Raw genomic sequence first — 19,544 nt, forward strand, 5'->3', positions numbered from 1 at the left:
CGGTATGTCTGAAAGGAAAAAGGTGTTTATCTGCAGCCCTTTCCGTGGGGACATGGAGGGGAATGCGAGGAAGGCGGCCGGGTACTGCCGGACGGCCTGGGAAAAAGGGGTTCTGCCGATTGCGCCGCATCTGCTGTTCCCGCAGTTTCTGAATGAGGGGATCGAGGCGGAGCGGCAGGCGGGGCTTGCCATGGGGCTGGAACTGCTCCTTTGCTGTGACGGGGTGTGGGTGTTCGGGGAGGCCACGGAAGGGATGGCTTCGGAGATTGCCTTTGCCGTGGAGCATGGGATTGAGGTGCGGTTCATGGAGCCGGAAAGCATGGAAGGAGGCGGCGCTGATGGAGATGGTGCTGGTGCTGACGCATCTGACGGGGAGTGAGGAACTGGACCGGCAGAGGGCGGAGGAATACTGCCGGTATGCGGCCCATAAGGGGAAGATACCGGTGAGCCCGTTTTTGTGTTTCCATGGCATTTTCAAGGATGAGCTTGGGAGCGCGGTGGAGGGCATCCTGGTCTCCCGGCTGATGGAGAAGGCGGACGGTATCTGGGTGTTCGGCTTTGAGCGGGGCGAGCGGCGCAGGCTGATGGAGGCGAAGGTACGGAAGATGTACGGGGAGAAGGCGCAGTATTTCAGCCATCCGGAGATCGGGAAGGAGCTGCTGGTGTGTGCGATGTATTCCGAGGAAATGATAGAGCGTTTGGAAGATATGGAGGGATTGTGATGATGGGAAATGAATTGTTGAGGATTGCGGACGGGTTTTCCATGGTGGCTGATGGGCTTAGAGGGCTTGCCGGTATGGAGTGGAATGGTGCTGTTGATATGGCGGAGAAGGATGCGGCTGTGCCGTGGAGCGCAGGAGCCGTGGATACGGACGGGAATGCGGAAGCGGGTTCCGGAGCGGCCGGCGCTTCGGATGCCGGGAAGGAGCAGAAGACCGGTAAGGAGGATAAGAAGGCGGATGTTAAGAAGGAGAAGTCTGTTGCCATTGAGGACGTGCGGACTGTGATGGCGCAGAAGACCCAGGAGGGGAAGTCGAAGGAGATCAAGGACCTGCTGCAGAAGTATGGGGCGGTGAAGCTGTCGGCGGTGGGCCCGGCGCATTACCCGGCGCTTTTGAAGGAAGCGAAGGTGCTTTGATATGGGGAGACATGCGTTATTGTCGGCGTCTTCTTCCAAGCGGTGGCTGAACTGTACACCGTCCGCACGGCTGGAAGAGCAGTTTGCGGAAGAGACGGGGAACAGCGTATATGCGGAGGAAGGGACTGCCGCCCATGCCCTTGCGGAGCATAAGCTGAAACGGAGCCTGAAACGGCGTTCTAAGCGTCCGGTGTCGGATTACCAGTGTGACGAGATGGAGGAATGCACGGACGGGTATGTGTCCTATGCCATGGAGCAGGTGGAGCTTGCCAGGCAGGAGTGTAAGGACCCGGTGGTGCTGATCGAGCAGAGACTGGATTATTCGGCCTATGTGCCGGAGGGGTTCGGCACGGGGGACCTGCTGATCGTGGCGGACCGGGTGCTGACGGTGGTGGACTTGAAGTACGGGAAGGGCGTTGCCGTGGACGCGGAGCGGAACCCGCAGATGATGCTGTATGGCCTGGGGGCGCTGGAGCTGTTCGGGGCTATCTATGATATTGATATGGTGCGTATGACCATCTATCAGCCAAGGCTGGAATCGGTGAGTACCTGGGAGATTTCCGTACCGGAATTGATGGAGTGGGTGGAGAAGGAATTGAAGCCGAAGGCGGCGCTTGCCATCAATGGGGAAGGAGAGTTTAAGAGCGGTTCTTGGTGCCGGTTCTGCAAGGCGAAGGATACCTGCAGGGCCAGGGCGGAGGAATTTCTGAAACTGGCGCAGATGGAGTTTAAGGCGCCGGCGCTTCTGACGGATGACGAGATTGCGGAGGTGCTGAAAGTGGCGGACGAGCTTGCCAGGTGGTCTGCGGACGTGTATGCCTATGCCCAGGACGAGGCTGTGACCAGGGGGAAGAAGTGGGACGGCTTCAAGCTGGTGGAGGGCAGGACCTGCCGAAAATATACGGACGAGGAAGAGGCGGCGGAGGCGGCTGTGGCTGCCGGGTACACGGATATCTATAAGAAGTCGCTGATCGGGATTACGGAGATGGAGAAGCTGATGGGCAGGAAGAGGTTTGCGGAGGTTCTTGGGAAGCTGGTGTATAAGCCCCAGGGCAAGATCACGCTGGTGCCGGAATCGGACAAGAGGCAGGAAGTAATGGCAGCAACCGCAGAGGCGGATTTTAAGGAGGAAGAATAAAATGAGCAATGAGAATGTGAACCTGACAAAAGTGATCGTACCGTGCAGATTTTCCTATCTGCACTGCTGGGAGCCCAATGCGGTGAACGACGGAGACCCGAAGTATTCGGTGTCGGCAATCATCCCGAAGTCGGACACGGAGACCATTGGGAAGATTAAGAGGGCCATTGAGCAGGCGAAGAAGGATTCGGTTTCCAAGTGGGGCGGGAAGGTCCCGGCGAATTTGAAGCTGCCGCTCCGGGACGGGGATATTGACCGCCCGGAGGATGAGGCTTATGCGGACAGTTATTTCTTTAATGCCAACAGCAGGCAGGCGCCGCAGGTGGTGGACAAGAATGTGCAACCAATCCTGGACCAGTCGGAGGTATATTCCGGGTGCTATGGGCGGATCAGCGTGAATTTTTACGGGTTTTCTACCAATGGCAATAAGGGGATTGCCGTGGGGCTTGGGAATATCCAGAAGCTGCGTGACGGGGAATCCCTGGGCGGGAGGACGAGCGCAGAGGAAGATTTTGACGCGGTGGAAGTGGACGAAGAGGAAGATTTCCTTGGGTAGATGCATCAGGGCGGCGGGAAACTGCCGCCCGTTTCCCGATGGGGAGAAATACAGGAGGAAGGGAGCCGTGGCGTTATGGGACGGATTTTAGAGATGGATATTGAGACGTTTTCGGATGTGGATTTGATTAAGTGCGGGGTTTACGCTTATGCGGACAGCCCTGCTTTTGAAGTCCTGCTGTTTGCCTATTCTTTTGACGGTGGGGAGACCAGGGTGATAGATCTGGCGCAGGGGGAGGAACTGCCGGGGGAAGTTGCGGAGGCGGTTTTTGACGGTTCTGTGGTGAAGACGGCGTTCAATGCGAATTTTGAGCGGACGTGCCTTTCTAAGCATTTCGGGAGGTATCTTCCGCCGGATTCCTGGCACTGCAGCGCGGTCCAGGCGGCACTGCTGGCGCTGCCCCGGTCTCTGGAGGACGTGGGCGCGGTGCTGGGGCTGGACGAGCAGAAGATGAAGGAGGGGAAGGAGCTGATCCGGTATTTCTGTGTGCCGTGTAAGCCGACGAAGGCCAACGGCGGCCGAAGGCGGAACCTGCCCTGCCATGCGCCGGAGAAGTGGGAGCTGTTCAAGGCTTACTGCATGAGGGACGTGGATGTGGAGAAGGCCATACGGAGGAAGTTGTATAAGTTCCCGGTTCCGGAAAGTGAGATGGAGCTGTACCGGCTGGACCAGAGGATCAATGACCGGGGCGTGCTGGTGGATATGGGGCTGGTGCGGCAGGCGGTAAAGTGTGAGCGGCTGCATAAGGAGGTTGTGACGAGGCGGGCGTATGAGCTTACCGGTTTGGAGAATCCCAATTCCGTGGCGCAGTTGAAGGGCTGGCTGGGGGAGAACGGGGTGGAGGCGGAAAGCCTGTCCAAGAAAGCGGTGGCGGATATGATTGAGGAATCGGACGGGGAAGTGGAGGAACTTCTGCGGCTCCGGCTTTTGATGGCGAAGACTTCCGTGAAGAAATATGAGGCCATGGAGCGGTCTGTCTGTTCGGACGGGCGGGTACATGGTTTATTGCAGTTTTATGGGGCGAACCGAACCGGGAGATGGGCGGGGAGATTGGTGCAGGTGCAGAATCTCCCGCAGAACCATCTGCAGGACTTGGGACTGGCAAGAGGCCTGGTGAAAGAGGGCAGTTTTGAGGATGTGGAGATGCTTTATGATTCCGCGCCAAACGTGCTTTCGGAACTGACACGGACAGCGTTTGTGCCGGAGCCGGGGTGTCGGTTTGTAGTAGCGGATTTTTCTGCCATTGAGGCAAGGGTGCTGGCGTGGCTTGCCGGGGAGCGGTGGAGGCTGGAGGTGTTTTCTTCCCATGGGAAGATTTATGAGGCTTCGGCGGCTGCCATGTTCCATGTGCCGGTGGAGGAAGTGACGAAGGGTTCCCCTCTGCGGCAGAAGGGGAAGATCGCGGAGCTTGGCCTGGGATACGGCGGGGCGGCAGGGGCGCTGGTTTCCATGGGGGCTTTGGATATGGGGCTTTCCGAGGATGACCTGCCGCCCCTGGTGGCTGCATGGCGCAGGGCGAACCCGCATATCACGCAGTTCTGGTGGGACGTGGATAAGGCGGCTGTGGAGGCTGTGACGAAGAGGGCGAAGACACGGGCAGGGAGGATCGGGTTTGAGTATCGGAGCGGGATTCTGTTTGTCACGCTCCCGTCCGGCAGGAAGCTGGCGTATGTGAAGCCCAGGATGGCGGTGAATAAGTTCGGGCGGGAGGGCCTGACTTATGAGGGGATTCTGGAAAATAAGAAGTGGGGACGGATTGAAACCTACGGGCCGAAGCTGGTGGAAAATATCGTGCAGGGGACGGCCAGGGACCTGCTGGCGGAAGCCATGCTGCGGGTGGAGAGGAAGGGCTATCCCATTGTGATGCACTGCCATGATGAGATCATTGCGGAGGTGCCGGAGGGCAGCGGTTCCGTGGAAGAGATGTGTGAGGTGATGGTGGTGCGGCCTTCCTGGGCCGAGGGGTTGCCGCTGCGGGCGGATGGGTATGAGTGCCCGTTTTATCAGAAACAGTAGGAGGACGTTTCCATGGGGTACGGGAATGATGCGGGAAGAGAGACAGGGGGTATGTGTGTATGAAGGTTTATGTTTCTACGGGTAATTCGAGGATGGAGAAACGGTGGAACGGCGCGGAGATGGAATTGGAGGAATTTATCCGGCGTATCTCCCAGACCATCCGGACGGCGGAGACGGTGGAGCAGTACCGGAAGCTGTCCAAGGCAAAGCAGGATTCCATCAAGGATGTGGGCGGTTTCGTCATGGGGAGATTGAAGGGCGGCAGGCGGAAGAAGGACTGCGTGGTGTTCCGGTCCGCACTGACGCTGGACATGGACCATGCCACGGCGGATATCCCGGAGCAGATGGAGCTGTTCTTTGATTTCCGGTGCCTGATCTACTCCACCCATAAGCATACGCCGGAGGCTCCCAGGTTCCGGCTGGTGGTCCCGCTGTCCAGGAACGTGTCGCCGGACGAGTACGCGGCGGTGGCAAGGAAGGTGGCGGAGGACATCGGCATGGAGCTGTTTGACGATACCACTTATGAGCCGTCCCGCCTGATGTACTGGCCGTCCACGTCTGCGGACGGGGAGTTTGTATTCCGGGATATCGAAGGGGAGATACTGGATCCGGACACGGTGCTCTCCAGGTATAAGGACTGGCGGGATTCTTCGGAGTGGCCGGTGAGCGGGCGGCAGCAGGCGGTAGTCTTGAGGGAGATGAAGAAGCAGGCGGACCCGCTTTCCAAGGAGGGCGTGGTCGGGGCGTTCTGCCGGACGTACAGCATTGAGGAAGCGGCGGAGGTGTTCCTGGCGGACGTGTATAAGCCGAGCGCCATGCAGGGGCGGTATGATTATATCCCGGCGGATTCCCAGGCGGGGGTGGTGGTTTATGAGGGGAAGTTTGCCTATTCCCACCATGCCACGGACCCGGCCTGCGGGAAGCTGATGAATGCTTTTGATATGGTGCGGATTCATAAGTTCGGGGAGCTGGACGTGAGGGCTTCGGAGGATACGGAGGCTTCCAGGCTGCCGTCTTTTAAGGCTATGAGCGAGTTTGCGGTCAGTGACGAAAAGGTGAAGCTGACGCTGGCGGAGGACAGGGCGCAGTCTGCCAAGAAGGAATTTTCTGCGGAGGATGACTGGCATAAAGGGCTAGAACTGGACCGGCAGGGGAAGGTGAAGGACACGCTGGACAATCTGGTGCTGGCAATCCGCCATGATATAGGGCTGCAGTCCATCGCCTTCAACCTGCACCGGGACGGGATTGACACCGGGGAAGGCCTGCCCTGGAAGCAGATCAAGCCGGGGTGGAATGATTCTGATTTTGCGTCTTTAAAAGTTTATCTGAATAAGGGATACGGGGTGTATGCGCCCACAAAGACGAAGGACGCTCTGCTGGCTGTGGCGTCGGAGCGGGCATACCATCCGGTGAAGGAGTATCTGGATTCCCTGCCGGAGTGGGACGGGGTGAAACGCATAGATACGCTGCTGACGGATTATCTGGGGGCGGAGGATACCGCATATACGAGGGCGGTCATCCGAAAGACGCTTACAGCGGCTGTGGCAAGAATCTACCAGCCGGGGACGAAGTTTGACAGTGTGCTTATTTTAAACGGCCCGCAGGGAATCGGGAAGTCCACGCTTTTTGCAAGGCTGGCAGGGACGTGGTTTTCCGACAGCCTGACGCTTACGGATATGCGGGATAAGTCCGGGCCGGAGAAGCTGCAGGGCTATTGGATACTGGAACTTGGAGAGCTTGCCGGGATGAAGAAGACGGACGTGGAGACGGTGAAGTCTTTTCTTTCCAGGGTGGATGACAAGTACCGGGCCAGCTATGGGCTGAATGTAGAGAGCCATCCAAGGCAGTGCGTGATCGTGGGCAGTACAAATACGGAGAGCGGGTTCCTGCGTGACATTACCGGGAACCGGCGTTTCTGGCCGGTGCGGGTAAACGGTGAGAGCGTGAGGAAGCCGTGGCAGATTTCCGGGGAGGACGTGCTGCAGGTATGGGCGGAGGCGAAGGCCGTCTATGAGAGTGGGGAGCGGCTGTACCTGGAAGGGGAAGTTGCGGCCATGGCTACTTCCGAGCAGGCGGAGGCCATGGAGACGGATGACCGGGAAGGGCTGGTGCGGACGTACCTGGACACGCTCCTGCCGGAAAACTGGGATTCCATGAGCTTATATGACCGGAGGAATTTTTTGAACGGCAGCGAGTTTGGGGAGGAACGGCAGACGGGTACGGTGCGCCGGACGATGGTGTGCAACATGGAGATCTGGTGTGAGTGCTTCGGGAGGGAGTCCTCTGCGCTGAAAAAGATAGATTCCTATGAGATCAGCGGCATCATGCGGAAGATTGAGGGCTGGGGAAAATATACGGAGACGAAGAACGGGATGTCCGGCTTTCCAATCTATGGAAAACAGCGGGCATATGTGCGGGAACAAGACAGGAAATAGACGGAACAAGTCTGCCTGTATGGGAACAAGCCGGAACGGAACGAGCGGAACAAGAGGGAGTTTGTTCTGACGGTAGTTCCCGTACAGGGGATTCCGTAAAATCAAGGGTTGCGGGGCAGTCTGGAACAAAGGAACAAGAATCTCTTAGTGGGGTATGGGTAATAAGAAAAAGAAGCATATATGTACGTGTTATATACACGTATAAGGTATAAGGGATTTTTTGTATCCATGTTCCGGGCTTTGTTCCGTGACGGGACGGAGGTGTCTGGATGAGGGAGAATGAGATTGAACGGCGGCTGGCCGTATCAGTGAAAAAGATGGGAGGCATGGCGGTGAAGTTCGTTTCTCCCGGCTTGGATGGGGTGCCGGACCGGATTGTCTTACTGCCGGGGAGGAAGATTGCTTTTGTGGAGCTGAAGGCCCCTGGGAAGAAGCCAAGGCCCTTGCAGGAGAAGAGGAAGCGGCAGTTGGAGGGCCTGGGTTTTCCGGTTTATGTGATAGACAGCCCGGAGCAGATTGGAGGTGTGCTGGATGAGATATGTTCCCCATGAGTACCAGGAGTATGCGAAGGAGTTTATCATCAGGGAGAGGGTGAGCGCGCTGTTTTTGGACTGCGGGCTTGGGAAGACGGTGATCACGCTGACGGCGGTGTGGGAGCTTTTATTTGATTATTTTGATATCCGGAAGGTGCTTGTGGTTGCGCCCTTGCGGGTGGCGAGGGATACCTGGGGCGGCGAGCTGGAGAAGTGGGAGCATCTGTCCGGGATCGGGCTGTCAAAGGTGCTGGGTCCGGAGAAGGAGCGGCTGGCGGCTTTGGGGCGGGAGGCGCAGGTATATGTCATCAACCGGGAAAATGTGGAGTGGCTGGTGGAAAATTATAAATGGGATTTTGATATGGTGGTGATCGATGAGCTGTCTTCTTTCAAGTCCCACAGGGCGAAGCGGTTTAAGGCGCTAAAGAGGGTGCGGCCGAAAGTGAGGCGGATAGTGGGGCTGACCGGGACGCCGGCGCCGAACGGGCTGATCGATTTATGGGCGGAGATCGGGCTGCTGGACATGGGGCAGAGGCTTGGGCGGTTCATCGGCGGATACAGGGAGCGGTTCTTCCTTCCGGATAAGCGGAGCGGGCAGATGGTGTTCTCCTATAAGCCCAGGGACGGGGCGGAGGAAGCGATCTATGGATTGATCTCTGATATCTGTATCAGCATGAGGGCGTGTGACTATCTGGATATGCCGGAGTGTGTGTATAACCGGGTGGAGGTTGCCATGAGCGGGAAGGAGATGGAGCTGTATGGGAAGCTGGAGAAAGATATGCTGCTGCCTTTTGCGGACGGCGACATTGACGCAGTGAACGCCGCCGGGCTCTCCAACAAACTGCTGCAGATGGCGAACGGCGCGGTCTATGACGAGAACGGCAGGGTGAGGCGTATCCATGACCGGAAGCTGGAAGCTCTGGAGGATTTGATAGAGGCGGCGAACGGGAAGCCGGTGCTGGTGGCTTACTGGTACAGGCATGACCTGGAGCGGATAAGGGAGAGGGTAGGGGCTGTGGAGCTGGATACGGCGGAGGATATGCGGAGGTGGAATGCCGGGGAGATGCCGGTGGCAGTGATCCATCCGGCGTCTGCCGGGCACGGGCTGAACTTGCAGGCGGGAGGCTCCACACTGGTATGGTTCGGGCTTACCTGGTCTTTGGAACTGTACCAGCAGATGAACGCAAGGTTGTGGAGGCAGGGGCAGAAGGATATGGTGGTGGTCCACCATCTGATTGCAAAGGGGACGCTGGACGAGAGGGTGATGGCGGCCCTGGAGAAGAAGGACTGCGGGCAGGCGGCGCTTGTGGAAGCGGTGAGGGCGAGGATTGGAGGCGGAAAGGATGGAGACAGAGAAACTGTTTAAGGAATACCGGAACTGGAAGAAGGACATGGGGCTTCTGGAGTTTGAGCTGTCCCGGTTTGAGGGTGTTCCGTATGAGGATGTGATAGAGAGCATGTGCCTGGGGCAGCCCCAGGGGGAGCGGGTGCAGGGCGGCGGGATTTCAGATAAGACCGGGAATGCGGCGGTGAAGTACCGGCAGGTGAAGGAGCGTCTGGACGATGACTGGTTTGATTACCTGCTTGGGAGGTATCAGGCGGTGAAGGAAGAGCTGGAATTTTTTGAGTATGCCGTGGGGCAGTTGAGCGGGAGGCTGCCGGAGGTGGTGCGGGATATGGTGATGGAGGATATGACGTGGCGGGAGATGGCGGAAAAGTATAATGTGAGCGAAACGATGATAGCAAAGTACCGGAAGAAAGCGCTGGCGGAGATGAAGGAGCTGTACCGGATACGGGAGAAGACGGCAGGGCGGTATCTTCTGGACTGACCGCCGGGGCCTGGTTTAGTAATGGTTGGGTAATGGTTTAGTAAAGGTACAGTAATGGTTTATTGAAAGTTTATTGGAAGCTGTGGTATTCTTAGAATGCGAAGAACTGTAAGGAGCTCTGTGGATATGTCCATGGGGCTTTTTCTTTTGTCTTTGCGGGGCGGCGGGCTTCATCCTTTCACCGCTGCCCTTTTTGAGATTGAGAGGATGGAAGGGAGAGTTTGATGGACTGTTTTGCGTTATGCGGGAATGGGCACTGCGGCGTGATCGGAAGGCAGTGCCAGGGGAAGCCCTGCGGTTTTCATAAGACGAAGGAGGAACAGGAGCTGTCCCTGGAGAAAGCAAGGGAGAGGCTCAGGAGCCTGCCGGAGCATCAGCAGGACGCCATAGCGGATAAATATTACGGCGGAGTGAGGCGGTGGTGATCATGCCGAGAAGGCCGAAAAAGCCGTGTAAGCATCCGGGATGCCCGGGGCTGACGGACGGTGATTTCTGTGGGGAACATGCGATACTGCATAGGGCGGATCGTGCGGACGCTTCCGGGCGCGGGTATGACAGCAGGTGGCGGAAGGCAAGGAAACTTTTTCTGAAACGGCATCCGTTGTGTGAGAAGTGCAGGGAGCAGGGACGGTTCGTAAGAGCGGAAGTGGTTGACCATATCGTGCCGCACAGAGGAGATGAGAAGCTGTTTTGGGATGAGGGAAACTGGCAGGCGCTCTGTAAGAGCTGCCATGACAGCAAGACCATGACCGAGGACAGATATCAGGAATACAGGTACTGACGGCAGAAAAGCCCTGGGAGTTTTCAGGGCTTTTGCGGTACAGTCTTTCTTATCATGCAGGTTCGGCGGGACATTCTGATTCCGGCGGCGCGGGGTGGATATGTATGGAGCCTTCTTCATAGTCCACCTGCAGGCGGTCCCCGATGTGGAAGCCGAGGGATTCCAGCCAGTTTCCCTCTATCTGGATTTTTGGTGTCCGGATATACTTGGTGTCTTCATAGAAAGGGTTCTTGGGATAGGTAAGGCGTGAGGAAGTGATTACTTTGATCAGCTTTGATTTCATAGATGTGTGCCTCCTTTAGATTTGGTGTGGTACTGACTATTATTTTACCGGGGAAACGTGCGGATCTCCAGCAAAATCCGGCCGGTGATCTCCACAAAGATTTTTCCTGTGAGCTGTGGGTTCTGCATATAGCCGGAGGGGAGGGGCGGTGGAAATCTCCAGAAGCCGTATCCCTGGATACCGCCGCCCCCTCAAACGTGAATTTTCGCAGAAATTGACAGGGGGGATAGGCGGCGCATGATCCCGGCATACATAAATGCAGGATTTATAAGGATTTCCGGGGATGAAGTCATTCAGGGAATCTTTATAAATCCTGCATTTTGGGGCTGAAAAACTATCGGAAAAAGGTGGTTTTTTGGCTCTTTTTGTTTTGGGGGTGAAGGTATGACGAAGGAACAGGCGGAGCGGATCAGGGAGCTTCGTATGCAGGGGAAGGGCTATAAAGCTGCTGCTTCTGCCGTGGGGCTGTCCCGTGACATTGTGAGGAATTACTGTAAGGCGAACGGGATGGAAGGCTATGGGGAAGCGGTGAAGCTGAACCTGCAGAGAGAGATGGCGGAGGATACCGCCATGTCGGATGCATGAGGACTGCGGAAAGGAAAAGCTGTATGCGGCTTCGCTGTCCGGCGGGAAGGATTCCACGGCCATGGTTCTGCGGCTGGTGGAGGAAGGCTGGCCTCTGGATTTTGTGATGTTCTGTGACACGGGGCTGGAATTTCCCCAGATGTATGAGCATGTGGAAAGGCTGGAAAAGGCCCTGCTGGTCCCGGTGGTGCGTCTGAAAGAGGAAAAGGGCTTTGAGTATTACCTGCTCCGTTATACGCCGGAGCGGAAGGACCCGGATTCTCCCTATGCGGGCAAGCCGGGCATGAGCTGGGCAGGGCCTAGGAACCGCTGGTGTACTTCCGTGTTGAAGACGGCGGTGATCAATAAATATCTGTCGGGGCTTAGGAAGAGATATGAGATCGTGCAGTATATCGGCATAGCGGCGGATGAGCCGCAGAGGGTGAGGGAGTACCGGTATCCCCTGGTGGAATGGGGTATGACGGAGAAGGACTGTCTGGATTACTGCTATGAGCGGGGGTATGACTGGGGCGGGCTGTACCGGCTGTTTGACCGGGTGTCCTGCTGGTGCTGTCCTCTGCAGGGACTGGAAGAACTGCGGACGCTGCGCCGGGAATTTCCGGAGCTGTGGAGCCGGCTTCTGGATTGGGAGGCGGAAACCTGGCGGAATTTCCGGAAGGATTTTTCTGTGCAGGAGCTGGAGGTCCGGTTCCGGTTTGAGGAAGAACGGATACGGGAGGGAAAGCGTATCCGGGGGAAGGAATTTTTTAAGGAGCTGTATGGGAGGTTAGGCAGGGATGGAGACAGAGCAGAAATATAATATCGTCTATGCCGATCCCCCGTGGCGGTATGACAACAAACGGGTGCAGGGCGGAGCGGAGAAGCATTACGGGACGATGGGCACGGAGGATATCTGTGCGCTGCCCGTGGCGGATATCTGCGCGGAAGACTGTACTTTGTTCTTATGGGTTACGTTCCCGCAGTTGCCGGAGGCCCTGCGTGTGATGGAAAGCTGGGGGTTCCGGTACAAGACGGTGGCTTTTGTGTGGCTGAAACAGAACCGGAAGTCTCTGGGCTGGTTTTATGGGCTGGGGTTCTGGACCAGGGGGAACGCGGAGATCTGCCTGCTGGGAGTGAAAGGGCATCCGAGGCGCAGGTCTGCCCGTGTCCACCAGTTTATCATCTCCCCGCTGGAAGCGCACAGCAAGAAGCCGGACGAGACGAGGGAGAAGATCGTGGAATTGATGGGAGACCTTCCGAGAGTGGAGCTGTTCGCAAGGCAGCGTGTCCCCGGCTGGGAAGCATGGGGGAACGAGGTGGAGAGCAGCGTTATCCTGGAGTCGGAGGGAGACGGAAGAAAGAAAAACGGGGAGGCGGAGTGACCATGGGAAGGCTTACATTTCTGGATATCTGTTCGGGGATTGGCGGGTTCCGGCTGGGGCTGGAATGGGCCGGGCATAAATGCGTTGGGTATTGTGAGTATGATAAGTTTGCGAGGGCTTCCTATGAGGCCATGTATGACACGGAGGGGGAATGGAAGGCGGAGGATGTGACGAAGCTGACGCCGGAAGAGATCCCCTATGCGGATGCGTGGTGCTTTGGGTTCCCCTGCTTTGAGGCCGGGACGCTGGTGATGACGGACCAGGGATATAAGTGTATTGAGCATATCCAGGCCGGGAACCAGGTGCTGACACATAAGAACAGGTTCCGCCCGGTGGTGAGGCCCATGAAGCATAAGGCCGGGGAGATTTATGAGCTGGACGTTTTCGGCGTGGAGAATCTAAGAGTGACCGGGGAGCATCCGTTTCTGGTAAAAGACGGGGATTCTGCCAAATGGAAAGCGGTACAGGAACTGGAGGCAGGTGATCTGATTGCGGTTCCGGTGAATCGGAAAGCGGAGCTACCGGAGTGGGACGGCATTACTTATGAACGGCGCGGGAAGGAGTGCAGGCTGGACGGCCTTGACCTTGGGAGCCGGGATTTCTGGTGGTTCGTGGGTTGTTATATGGGAGACGGCTGGTATCGTGTCACCAGGAGGAAGAATGCGTCTGATAATTACCGGGTGGTGGTTGCCTGTAATGAGGAAAAGCTGGAACGGCTGAAAAGGCATGTGGACGGAATGTTCCGTTACAGCGTGGCGAAGGAACGGACGGTTTATAAGGTGCATTTTACGAATAAAGAGCTGACGGTATTTTTGATGCAGTTTGGGAAAGGCGCGGGAGGAAAGCGGCTGACAGATGCGGTTTTCAATCTGCCGGAGGATCTGCTGCGGGCGTTTCTGGAAGGGTATTTTGAGACGGACGGGTGCATGGTTGGGAAATACCATCAGGCATCCACGATTTCCAGGGAGCTTGCTTATGGAATCCGGGACTGTGTGCATAAGGCGTACCGTATGCCCTGTGCGGTTTACAGAAATAAGATGCCGGAGACCTGCGTGATCGAGGGCAGGAAGGTACGGCAGCATGATTTTTATACGGTGAGGTTCAAGGAAGGGCGGTCTGAAAGGGACGGCTCTTTTTTCATGGACGGATATGTCTGGTGCCGTTTCAGGGGCAGCAGGAAGGTCCCGTTTGATGGATATGTCTACAACATGGAGGTGGAAGATGACAATTCATACACAGCAGGAGGGCTGGCAGCCCACAACTGCCAGGATATCTCCATCGCAGGAAAGCAGAGGGGGCTTAGAGGAAAAAGAAGTGGAATCTATTACAGCATTATTGACCTCATCAAAGGCAAAGAGGAAGGCGATAAGCCCACATACTTACTTGTTGAGAACGTTAAGAACCTGTTATCAGTCAATGCAGGATTCGATTTTGCCGCCGTTCTCTCTGAAATGGACGAGGCAGGGTATGACGTGCGGTGGCAGGTGCTTAATTCTAAAGACTTCGGAGTCCCGCAGAACCGGGAGAGGGTATTCCTTATCGCAGTTCTTAGAAGCAGAGGTGGACGGGAAATATTACCTGTCTCCGGAGAAGACGGCGGAGCTCTTAAAGAGGTTATAGGCGGGATGCAGGGATACCGGGTGTATGATCCGTCCGGGGTTTCGGTGAGTATCGGGGCGAACGGCGGGGGCATGGGCGCGAAGACCGGGCTGTACTGCGTGGGGAATGTGAATCCCAGCGGTAAGGGGATGAACGGTTGTGTCTATGATGCCAGGGGGCTTGCGCCGGCTGTCACTGTGAATAAGGGGCAGGGGAGCAAGGTGTTTGTGGACCAGACGCTGAACCATCCGAAGGTCACGGAGGTTGCGCGGTGTCTGGTGGCGTGTTATACCGGAAGGCTGATCAACTGGCGGGCGGTCAATTCCGGGATATTGGAAACGGAAGGAACAGAGCCGGGAGATGGGGATGCCGGTGTGCCGGAAGCCAGGGCGGTGCTGACGCCGGGCCGGGTGGAGAAGCGGCAGAACGGGAGGCGGATGAAGGAAGCCGGGGAGCCGATGTTCACGCTGACGGCACAGGACCAGCACGGGGTGTACCTGCCGGAAGATGCGTCCGGGGATGCGGAGACGGCGCTGCCGGTGAGGAACGGCACGAAGCAGGGGTATGACCTGGCTTATCCGGGGGACGGCGTGTGCCTGTCGTATCCGAAGAGTGAATCCCGGCGGGGCCGGGTTGGAAAGGGCTGTTCGCAGACACTGGATACGGGGTGCATGATGGGGACGGTGACAAAATGCGGAAAGATACGGAGGCTGACTCCCCGTGAGTGCTTCCGCCTGCAGGGGTTCCCGGATGAGCTGTATGAGCGGGCGGCGGCTGTCAATTCGGAGACACAGCTTTACAAGCAGGCCGGGAATGCGGTCACGGCGACGGTGGCTTATGCGGTCGCCATGGCACTGCCGGAGAGCCGGGAGCTTCTGGCGCAGATGGAGGCTGTGTGGGAAGAGTTCGGGGATTCCGTGCAGAGGACAGCGTGGGAAGATTTTGCTGATGCTGCGGAAGAAGAGATATGGGAAAACATTGATAATACTGTGCAGGACACGGCATGGGAGGATTTTGGGGATACGGCAGGCAGTCTGTCCGGGGATTCCGGGACAGGGCCTGATGAGGATTTTGATTTTCTGAATTGAAAAGTGCGTGAGCCAGTACGGAGGGAGGTGAGTGCGGTGGCGCAGAGAGGGCGGAAGCCGAAGCCTACGGCGGTAAAGATGCTGGAGGGGAACCCTGGGAAGCGGGGGATGAATGCCGGGGAGCCGAAGCCGGAAAAGAAGGCTCCCAGGTGTCCGGCATGGCTGGAAGCGGAGGCGAAGAAGGAATGGAAGCGGATGGCGAAGCAGATGGAGCGGCTTGGGATTCTGACGGAGATTGACATGGCGGCTTTTGCGGGATACTGCCAGGCGTATGCCAGATGGAAGGAAGCGGAGGAATATATTTCAGAGCATGGGGCGATCATGGAGACGCCTTCCGGGTACTGCCAGCAGGTCCCGCAGGTGTCCATTGCGCAGACCTACCTTAAGATCATGAACCGGTTCTGTGAGCAGTTCGGGCTTACGCCTTCTTCCCGGAGCCGGATTGTGGCGGATGCCGGGGAGGATAAGGAGAGCGATGCCATGGAGCTCCTGTTGTTCAAGGGAGGCGGCGGATAGTGTTTGACGAGGCGAAGGCGCAGAGGGCGGTGGAGTTTATCCGCTGCCTGAAACATACGAAGGGGAGATGGCGGGGGCAGGCGTTTGACCTGCTGCCGTGGCAGGAGACGATTATCAGGGACGTGTTCGGGACGGTGAATGAGGACGGCTTTAGGCAGTATAATACGGCCTATGTGGAGATTCCGAAAAAGAACGGGAAGTCGGAGCTGGCGGCAGGAGTGGCGCTTTACATGACCTGCGGGGACAATGAGTGGGGCGCGGAGGTTTACGGCTGTGCTTCTGACCGGCAGCAGGCTTCTATTGTGTTTGACGTGGCGGTGGACATGGTGGAGCAGTGCCCGGCGTTAAAGAAGCGGATCAAGCCGGTGATGTCGGTGAAGCGGCTGGTGTATAAGCCGACGAACAGTTTTTATCAGGTGCTGTCTGCGGAGGCTTATACGAAGCACGGGCTGAATGTCCATGCGGTTATCTTTGACGAGCTGCACAGCCAGCCGAACCGGGAGCTGTTCGATGTTATGACGAAGGGCTCCGGGGATGCCAGGACACAGCCTTTGTTCTTCCTGATCACTACGGCGGGGACGGACCGGCATTCGGTGTGTTTTGAGCAGCATCAGAAGGCGGAGGATATTCTGTGCGGAAGGAAGGCGGACCCGACATTTTATCCGGTGATCTACGGGGCTCCGGATGATGCGGACTGGACTTCGGAGGAAGTGTGGTACCAGGCGAACCCGTCCCTGGGGCATACGATTGATATTGGCAAGGTGCGGAATGCGTGTATGAGTGCCAGGGACAATCCGGCGGAGGAAAATATCTTCCGGCAGCTCCGGCTGAACCAGTGGGTGAAGCAGTCTACACGGTGGATGCAGATGGAGAAGTGGGATGCCTGTGCTTTCCCGGTGGACGAGGGGGAGCTTCTGGGGCGGGAGTGTTACGGCGGGCTTGACCTGTCCAGCTCTATTGATATCACGGCTTTTGTGCTGGTGTTTCCGCCCAGGGACGATACGGAGAAGTATGTGTTCCTGCCGTATTTCTGGATACCGGAGGAAAACATGGTGCGCAGGGTGAGGCGTGACCATGTGCCTTATGACGTGTGGGAGAAGCAGGGGTTTCTGGAGACTACGGAAGGGGATGTGATTCATTATGGGTTTATTGAGAGTTTTATAGAGGCTTTGGGGAAGAAATTTCACATAAAGGAGATTGCCTTTGACCGGTGGGGAGCGGTGCAGATGGTTCAGAACCTGGAAGGGCTTGGGTTTACGGTGGTTCCGTTCGGACAGGGGTTCAAGGATATGTCGCCGCCGTCCAAGAGGCTGATGGAGCTGGTTCTGGAGAGGAATGTTGCCCACGGCGGGCATCCGGTGCTGCGGTGGATGATGGACAATATTTTTGTGCGGACGGACCCGGCGGGGAATATCAAGCCGGATAAGGAGAAGTCCACGGAGAAGATTGACGGCGCGGTGGCGGCGATCATGGCGCTTGACCGGGCAATCAGGCATGGAGGAAGCACGGGGAGCGTGTATGATGAGAGGGGGATTTTGTCCTTTTAATGCGGACGGTTTTCTGGTATACTGGGTGAAACGGTTTGGGTGAGGTGTTGGCATTGAACAGCAGAGTGTATGAGTATGAATCCCTGATCTATGAGGCTGGAGAGTCGGGCGGCGCTTATGTCATTTTCCCTTACGATATCAGGAAAGAGTTTGGGCGGGGACGGGTGAAGGTCCACGCTGCGTTTGACGGGGAGCCGTATGACGGCAGCATTGTGAATATGGGAGTGCGGGACGCTGACGGGAACATATGTTATGTCATAGGCGTTCGTAAAGATATCCGTTTCCGGATAGGGAAACAGCCGGGGGACAGGGTTCTGGTGACGGTCAGGGAACGGGAATGAGGCAGGAGGAATGGAAGATGTGGACATGTCCGAAGTGCGGGCGCACTTTTAAGAAGCGGGAACAGGACCATTACTGCGGGAAAGCGCCGGAAACGGTTGAGGGATACATTGCCATGCAGCCGGAGGGGATACGGCAGTATCTGAAAGAAGTAAAGGATGTGCTGCGTGCGGCGCTGCCGGAGGCGGAGGAACGGATCTCATGGAGTATGCCGACTTATTGGAAGGGGCATAATATTATCCATTTTGCCGGTTTTAAAAACCATGTGGGCCTGTATCCGGGGCCGGAAGCTGTCCGGGAGTTTGCCGAACGTCTGAAAGAGTACAGGACCAGCAAGGGGACTATACAGCTTCCATACAGCAGGCCGGTTCCGGCGGAACTGATCTCCGATATTGCCAGGTGGTGTCATGAGACGGGGAACCATCCGTAAGGCCGGAAGGTATTGGAAAGGGGCAGAGAATGGATCAGAATGTGTTGTATTTTTTTGACGGGAAGCCGGAGGCGCTGCCGCTGTATGAGGCTTTTGAAGAAAGAGTTTTTTCGGAGGTGGGCGGCGTGAAGGTCAAAGTGCAGAAAACGCAGATTGCTTTTTCCAACAGGCATAATTTTGCTTTTGTTTCTTTTTTGCCGGTGCGGAAGGCGAAGGAGAGGCCGGAGGTTTATATTGTCGTGACCTTTGGGCTTGGATACCGTGTCCGGTCCCTGCGCATAGATGCGGCGGTGGAGCCGTACCCCGGACGTTTCACGCATCACGTCCTGGTCTCCGGGGCAGGGGAGATAGATGATGAGCTGATGGGGTGGGTGAAGGAAGCGGCTGTCTTTTCGGACGGCAAACGCTGAACCTGCCGGGCGGCAGAAGAGGTGTCAGGGATACGGATCAGAGGGGGTGTCTTATGGGAAATGAAAAAGTATATCAGATGGATCTTTCAAAGGTGTACCGTCTCCTTGTTGATAAGGCGGAGAGAAAAGGACGGACAAGGGAAGAAGTGGATGAGATCATCCGGTGGCTTACGGGGTACGGCCAGACGGAGCTGGAAGGGATGCTGGAGCGGCCGGTGCCTTATGGGGATTTCTTCCGGAATGCTCCGGAGCTGAATGAAAACAGGAGGCTGATTAAGGGGGTGGTCTGCGGTGTCAGGGTGGAGGACATTGAAGAGCCTCTGATGCGGGAGATACGTTATCTGGACAAACTGATCGACGAGCTTGCCAGAGGGAAGGCCATGGATAAAATACTGCGTAAACAATAGGATCTGGAGGAAAACGGTGCTTGACAATTTATGCGTTGTCCTGTAGAATCTATCCTCAACCGGAATTTGTACTGCAGGTTTGAGTTAAGGAGGACATTATGGATATTGAGCATTTGAAGGATAACGGGATTGATATTGCAGTCGTTTCCGGTGACGAGATGGTGATCGTTGATACGCAGTCGGCTCTGGACCTGGCGATGACTGTGAAGTATGAGACAGGCGCGGAGAGGATTGTCATTGATAAAGATGCGGTGTGCGAGGATTTTTTCGTCCTTAGTACAGGCATGGCGGGCGAGATTCTCCAGAAGTTTATGAATTATCATGTGAAGGTGGCTGTTTACGGGGATTATTCGCATTATACAAGTAAGCCGCTGAAAGATTTCATCTATGAGTCGAACCATGGGAAGGACTTTTTCTTTGTGTCAACGAAGGAAGAGGCAGTGCAGAGATTGACAGGGACACAATAACAGGCATGTACAGATTCCGGTTTTTCCGTGGATTGATTCTGTGGGGGAAGGCATCTCTTCGGAGGTGCTTTTCTTTTGCGTATTTT

At 56.5% G+C, this 19,544-nt stretch carries 23 protein-coding genes and 3 pseudogenes; 25 read left to right on the forward strand and 1 reads right to left on the reverse strand.

Going from position 1 to position 19,544, the window contains the following annotated elements; translation table 11 throughout:
- The first annotated feature begins 4 nt into the window (after window positions 1–4).
- The 12 genes from EBB54_RS06635 to EBB54_RS06690 all read left to right on the forward strand — a co-directional run bounded on the left by EBB54_RS06635 (window position 5) and on the right by EBB54_RS06690 (window position 10,426).
- Window positions 5–379 (forward strand): DUF7768 domain-containing protein, encoded by a 375-nt coding sequence (locus EBB54_RS06635; RefSeq protein ID WP_125126836.1) that lies wholly within the window; start codon window positions 5–7, stop codon window positions 377–379.
- A complete protein-coding gene (locus tag EBB54_RS06640; RefSeq protein ID WP_125126837.1) occupies window positions 339–722 on the forward strand; it encodes a DUF7768 domain-containing protein in 384 nt (127 codons plus the stop codon). Before EBB54_RS06635 ends, EBB54_RS06640 begins: the two co-directional genes overlap by 41 nt.
- Window positions 722–1,138: a hypothetical protein gene (locus EBB54_RS06645; RefSeq protein WP_243127572.1), complete on the forward strand. Its 417-nt coding sequence runs from the start codon at window positions 722–724 to the stop codon at window positions 1,136–1,138. The genes EBB54_RS06640 and EBB54_RS06645 overlap by 1 nt, the downstream gene beginning before the upstream one ends.
- Window position 1,139: 1 nt before the next feature.
- Complete coding sequence (locus EBB54_RS06650) at window positions 1,140–2,276, forward strand: DUF2800 domain-containing protein (RefSeq protein ID WP_125126838.1); 1,137 nt, start codon at window positions 1,140–1,142, stop codon at window positions 2,274–2,276.
- A gap of 1 nt (window position 2,277) precedes the next feature.
- A complete protein-coding gene (locus tag EBB54_RS06655) occupies window positions 2,278–2,832 on the forward strand; it encodes a DUF2815 family protein (RefSeq protein ID WP_125126839.1) in 555 nt (184 codons plus the stop codon).
- 75 nt (window positions 2,833–2,907) lie between these two features.
- Entirely contained in the window at window positions 2,908–4,848 is a 1,941-nt protein-coding gene (locus tag EBB54_RS06660) for a DNA polymerase (RefSeq protein ID WP_125126840.1), read from the forward strand.
- Between the two features lie 59 nt (window positions 4,849–4,907).
- On the forward strand, window positions 4,908–7,283 hold the full coding sequence (locus tag EBB54_RS06665; protein ID WP_125126841.1) for a virulence-associated E family protein: 2,376 nt from the start codon (window positions 4,908–4,910) through the stop codon (window positions 7,281–7,283).
- 269 nt (window positions 7,284–7,552) lie between these two features.
- Window positions 7,553–7,834, forward strand: coding sequence for a VRR-NUC domain-containing protein (locus EBB54_RS06670; RefSeq protein ID WP_125126842.1), 282 nt, complete (start codon window positions 7,553–7,555; stop codon window positions 7,832–7,834).
- Entirely contained in the window at window positions 7,815–9,182 is a 1,368-nt protein-coding gene (locus EBB54_RS06675; RefSeq protein WP_125126843.1) for a DEAD/DEAH box helicase, read from the forward strand. The genes EBB54_RS06670 and EBB54_RS06675 overlap by 20 nt, the downstream gene beginning before the upstream one ends.
- Window positions 9,160–9,645 (forward strand): RNA polymerase sigma factor, encoded by a 486-nt coding sequence (locus tag EBB54_RS06680; protein ID WP_125126844.1) that lies wholly within the window; start codon window positions 9,160–9,162, stop codon window positions 9,643–9,645. The genes EBB54_RS06675 and EBB54_RS06680 overlap by 23 nt, the downstream gene beginning before the upstream one ends.
- 224 nt (window positions 9,646–9,869) lie before the next feature.
- Window positions 9,870–10,070 carry a hypothetical protein gene (locus EBB54_RS06685; protein ID WP_125126845.1) on the forward strand — a complete coding sequence of 67 codons (201 nt, stop codon included), beginning with the start codon at window positions 9,870–9,872 and terminating at the stop codon, window positions 10,068–10,070.
- 2 nt (window positions 10,071–10,072) lie between these two features.
- The gene (locus tag EBB54_RS06690; RefSeq protein WP_125126846.1) at window positions 10,073–10,426 is read left to right on the forward strand and encodes an HNH endonuclease; all 354 of its coding nucleotides are present in this window, start codon (window positions 10,073–10,075) and stop codon (window positions 10,424–10,426) included.
- 52 nt (window positions 10,427–10,478) lie between these two features.
- On the opposite strand, the gene EBB54_RS06695 is transcribed toward EBB54_RS06690, so the two are convergent.
- Complete coding sequence (locus EBB54_RS06695; RefSeq protein ID WP_125126847.1) at window positions 10,479–10,709, reverse strand: SymE family type I addiction module toxin; 231 nt, start codon at window positions 10,707–10,709, stop codon at window positions 10,479–10,481.
- A 384-nt stretch (window positions 10,710–11,093) separates the two neighbouring features.
- On the opposite strand from EBB54_RS06695, the gene EBB54_RS06700 reads away from it, so the two are divergent.
- The 13 genes and pseudogenes from EBB54_RS06700 to EBB54_RS06750 all read left to right on the forward strand — a co-directional run bounded on the left by EBB54_RS06700 (window position 11,094) and on the right by EBB54_RS06750 (window position 19,458).
- Window positions 11,094–11,294 carry a hypothetical protein gene (locus tag EBB54_RS06700; protein WP_125126848.1) on the forward strand — a complete coding sequence of 67 codons (201 nt, stop codon included), beginning with the start codon at window positions 11,094–11,096 and terminating at the stop codon, window positions 11,292–11,294.
- The gene (locus tag EBB54_RS06705; protein ID WP_125126849.1) at window positions 11,287–12,093 is read left to right on the forward strand and encodes a phosphoadenosine phosphosulfate reductase domain-containing protein; all 807 of its coding nucleotides are present in this window, start codon (window positions 11,287–11,289) and stop codon (window positions 12,091–12,093) included. The genes EBB54_RS06700 and EBB54_RS06705 overlap by 8 nt, the downstream gene beginning before the upstream one ends.
- Window positions 12,071–12,655 (forward strand): MT-A70 family methyltransferase, encoded by a 585-nt coding sequence (locus EBB54_RS06710; protein WP_125126850.1) that lies wholly within the window; start codon window positions 12,071–12,073, stop codon window positions 12,653–12,655. Before EBB54_RS06705 ends, EBB54_RS06710 begins: the two co-directional genes overlap by 23 nt.
- A 2-nt stretch (window positions 12,656–12,657) precedes the next feature.
- Window positions 12,658–12,885, forward strand: a pseudogene (locus EBB54_RS32175) (DNA cytosine methyltransferase); the annotation flags it as partial.
- A gap of 6 nt (window positions 12,886–12,891) precedes the next feature.
- A pseudogene (locus tag EBB54_RS32180) lies at window positions 12,892–13,914 on the forward strand (LAGLIDADG family homing endonuclease); the annotation flags it as partial.
- A 3-nt stretch (window positions 13,915–13,917) separates the two neighbouring features.
- A pseudogene (gene dcm / locus EBB54_RS32185) lies at window positions 13,918–15,102 on the forward strand (DNA (cytosine-5-)-methyltransferase); the annotation flags it as partial.
- 276 nt (window positions 15,103–15,378) lie between these two features.
- On the forward strand, window positions 15,379–15,858 hold the full coding sequence (locus EBB54_RS06720) for a phage terminase small subunit P27 family (RefSeq protein WP_125126851.1): 480 nt from the start codon (window positions 15,379–15,381) through the stop codon (window positions 15,856–15,858).
- Window positions 15,858–17,405 carry a terminase large subunit gene (locus tag EBB54_RS06725; protein WP_125126852.1) on the forward strand — a complete coding sequence of 516 codons (1,548 nt, stop codon included), beginning with the start codon at window positions 15,858–15,860 and terminating at the stop codon, window positions 17,403–17,405. The genes EBB54_RS06720 and EBB54_RS06725 overlap by 1 nt, the downstream gene beginning before the upstream one ends.
- A 53-nt stretch (window positions 17,406–17,458) precedes the next feature.
- Complete coding sequence (locus EBB54_RS06730) at window positions 17,459–17,746, forward strand: DUF1905 domain-containing protein (protein ID WP_125130640.1); 288 nt, start codon at window positions 17,459–17,461, stop codon at window positions 17,744–17,746.
- A gap of 17 nt (window positions 17,747–17,763) precedes the next feature.
- Window positions 17,764–18,174 (forward strand): iron chaperone, encoded by a 411-nt coding sequence (locus tag EBB54_RS06735; protein ID WP_125126853.1) that lies wholly within the window; start codon window positions 17,764–17,766, stop codon window positions 18,172–18,174.
- A gap of 29 nt (window positions 18,175–18,203) precedes the next feature.
- Window positions 18,204–18,584: a DUF5655 domain-containing protein gene (locus EBB54_RS06740; RefSeq protein WP_125126854.1), complete on the forward strand. Its 381-nt coding sequence runs from the start codon at window positions 18,204–18,206 to the stop codon at window positions 18,582–18,584.
- A 53-nt stretch (window positions 18,585–18,637) separates the two neighbouring features.
- Window positions 18,638–18,991, forward strand: coding sequence for a DUF2200 domain-containing protein (locus EBB54_RS06745; RefSeq protein WP_125126855.1), 354 nt, complete (start codon window positions 18,638–18,640; stop codon window positions 18,989–18,991).
- Between the two features lie 98 nt (window positions 18,992–19,089).
- Window positions 19,090–19,458 carry a DUF4180 domain-containing protein gene (locus tag EBB54_RS06750; RefSeq protein WP_125126856.1) on the forward strand — a complete coding sequence of 123 codons (369 nt, stop codon included), beginning with the start codon at window positions 19,090–19,092 and terminating at the stop codon, window positions 19,456–19,458.
- Window positions 19,459–19,544 lie beyond the last annotated feature (86 nt).

It is taken from the genome of Schaedlerella arabinosiphila, from assembly GCF_003885045.1.
GTDB classification, from domain to species: Bacteria; Bacillota; Clostridia; order Lachnospirales; family Lachnospiraceae; genus Schaedlerella; species Schaedlerella arabinosiphila.

Bases quoted from the DNA above. Each gene is read 5' to 3' on its own strand.
- EBB54_RS06635 (WP_125126836.1), top strand. From the start codon at position 5: ATGTCTGAAAGGAAAAAGGTGTTTATCTGCAGCCCTTTCCGTGGGGAC.
- EBB54_RS06640 (WP_125126837.1), top strand. From the start codon at position 339: ATGGAGATGGTGCTGGTGCTGACGCATCTGACGGGGAGTGAGGAACTG.
- EBB54_RS06645 (WP_243127572.1), top strand. From the start codon at position 722: ATGATGGGAAATGAATTGTTGAGGATTGCGGACGGGTTTTCCATGGTG.
- EBB54_RS06650 (WP_125126838.1), top strand. From the start codon at position 1,140: ATGGGGAGACATGCGTTATTGTCGGCGTCTTCTTCCAAGCGGTGGCTG.
- EBB54_RS06655 (WP_125126839.1), top strand. From the start codon at position 2,278: ATGAGCAATGAGAATGTGAACCTGACAAAAGTGATCGTACCGTGCAGA.
- EBB54_RS06660 (WP_125126840.1), top strand. From the start codon at position 2,908: ATGGGACGGATTTTAGAGATGGATATTGAGACGTTTTCGGATGTGGAT.
- EBB54_RS06665 (WP_125126841.1), top strand. From the start codon at position 4,908: ATGAAGGTTTATGTTTCTACGGGTAATTCGAGGATGGAGAAACGGTGG.
- EBB54_RS06670 (WP_125126842.1), top strand. From the start codon at position 7,553: ATGAGGGAGAATGAGATTGAACGGCGGCTGGCCGTATCAGTGAAAAAG.
- EBB54_RS06675 (WP_125126843.1), top strand. From the start codon at position 7,815: ATGAGATATGTTCCCCATGAGTACCAGGAGTATGCGAAGGAGTTTATC.
- EBB54_RS06680 (WP_125126844.1), top strand. From the start codon at position 9,160: ATGGAGACAGAGAAACTGTTTAAGGAATACCGGAACTGGAAGAAGGAC.
- EBB54_RS06685 (WP_125126845.1), top strand. From the start codon at position 9,870: ATGGACTGTTTTGCGTTATGCGGGAATGGGCACTGCGGCGTGATCGGA.
- EBB54_RS06690 (WP_125126846.1), top strand. From the start codon at position 10,073: ATGCCGAGAAGGCCGAAAAAGCCGTGTAAGCATCCGGGATGCCCGGGG.
- EBB54_RS06695 (WP_125126847.1), bottom strand. From the start codon at position 10,709: ATGAAATCAAAGCTGATCAAAGTAATCACTTCCTCACGCCTTACCTAT.
- EBB54_RS06700 (WP_125126848.1), top strand. From the start codon at position 11,094: ATGACGAAGGAACAGGCGGAGCGGATCAGGGAGCTTCGTATGCAGGGG.
- EBB54_RS06705 (WP_125126849.1), top strand. From the start codon at position 11,287: ATGCATGAGGACTGCGGAAAGGAAAAGCTGTATGCGGCTTCGCTGTCC.
- EBB54_RS06710 (WP_125126850.1), top strand. From the start codon at position 12,071: ATGGAGACAGAGCAGAAATATAATATCGTCTATGCCGATCCCCCGTGG.
- EBB54_RS06735 (WP_125126853.1), top strand. From the start codon at position 17,764: ATGTGGACATGTCCGAAGTGCGGGCGCACTTTTAAGAAGCGGGAACAG.
- EBB54_RS06740 (WP_125126854.1), top strand. From the start codon at position 18,204: ATGGATCAGAATGTGTTGTATTTTTTTGACGGGAAGCCGGAGGCGCTG.
- EBB54_RS06745 (WP_125126855.1), top strand. From the start codon at position 18,638: ATGGGAAATGAAAAAGTATATCAGATGGATCTTTCAAAGGTGTACCGT.
- EBB54_RS06750 (WP_125126856.1), top strand. From the start codon at position 19,090: ATGGATATTGAGCATTTGAAGGATAACGGGATTGATATTGCAGTCGTT.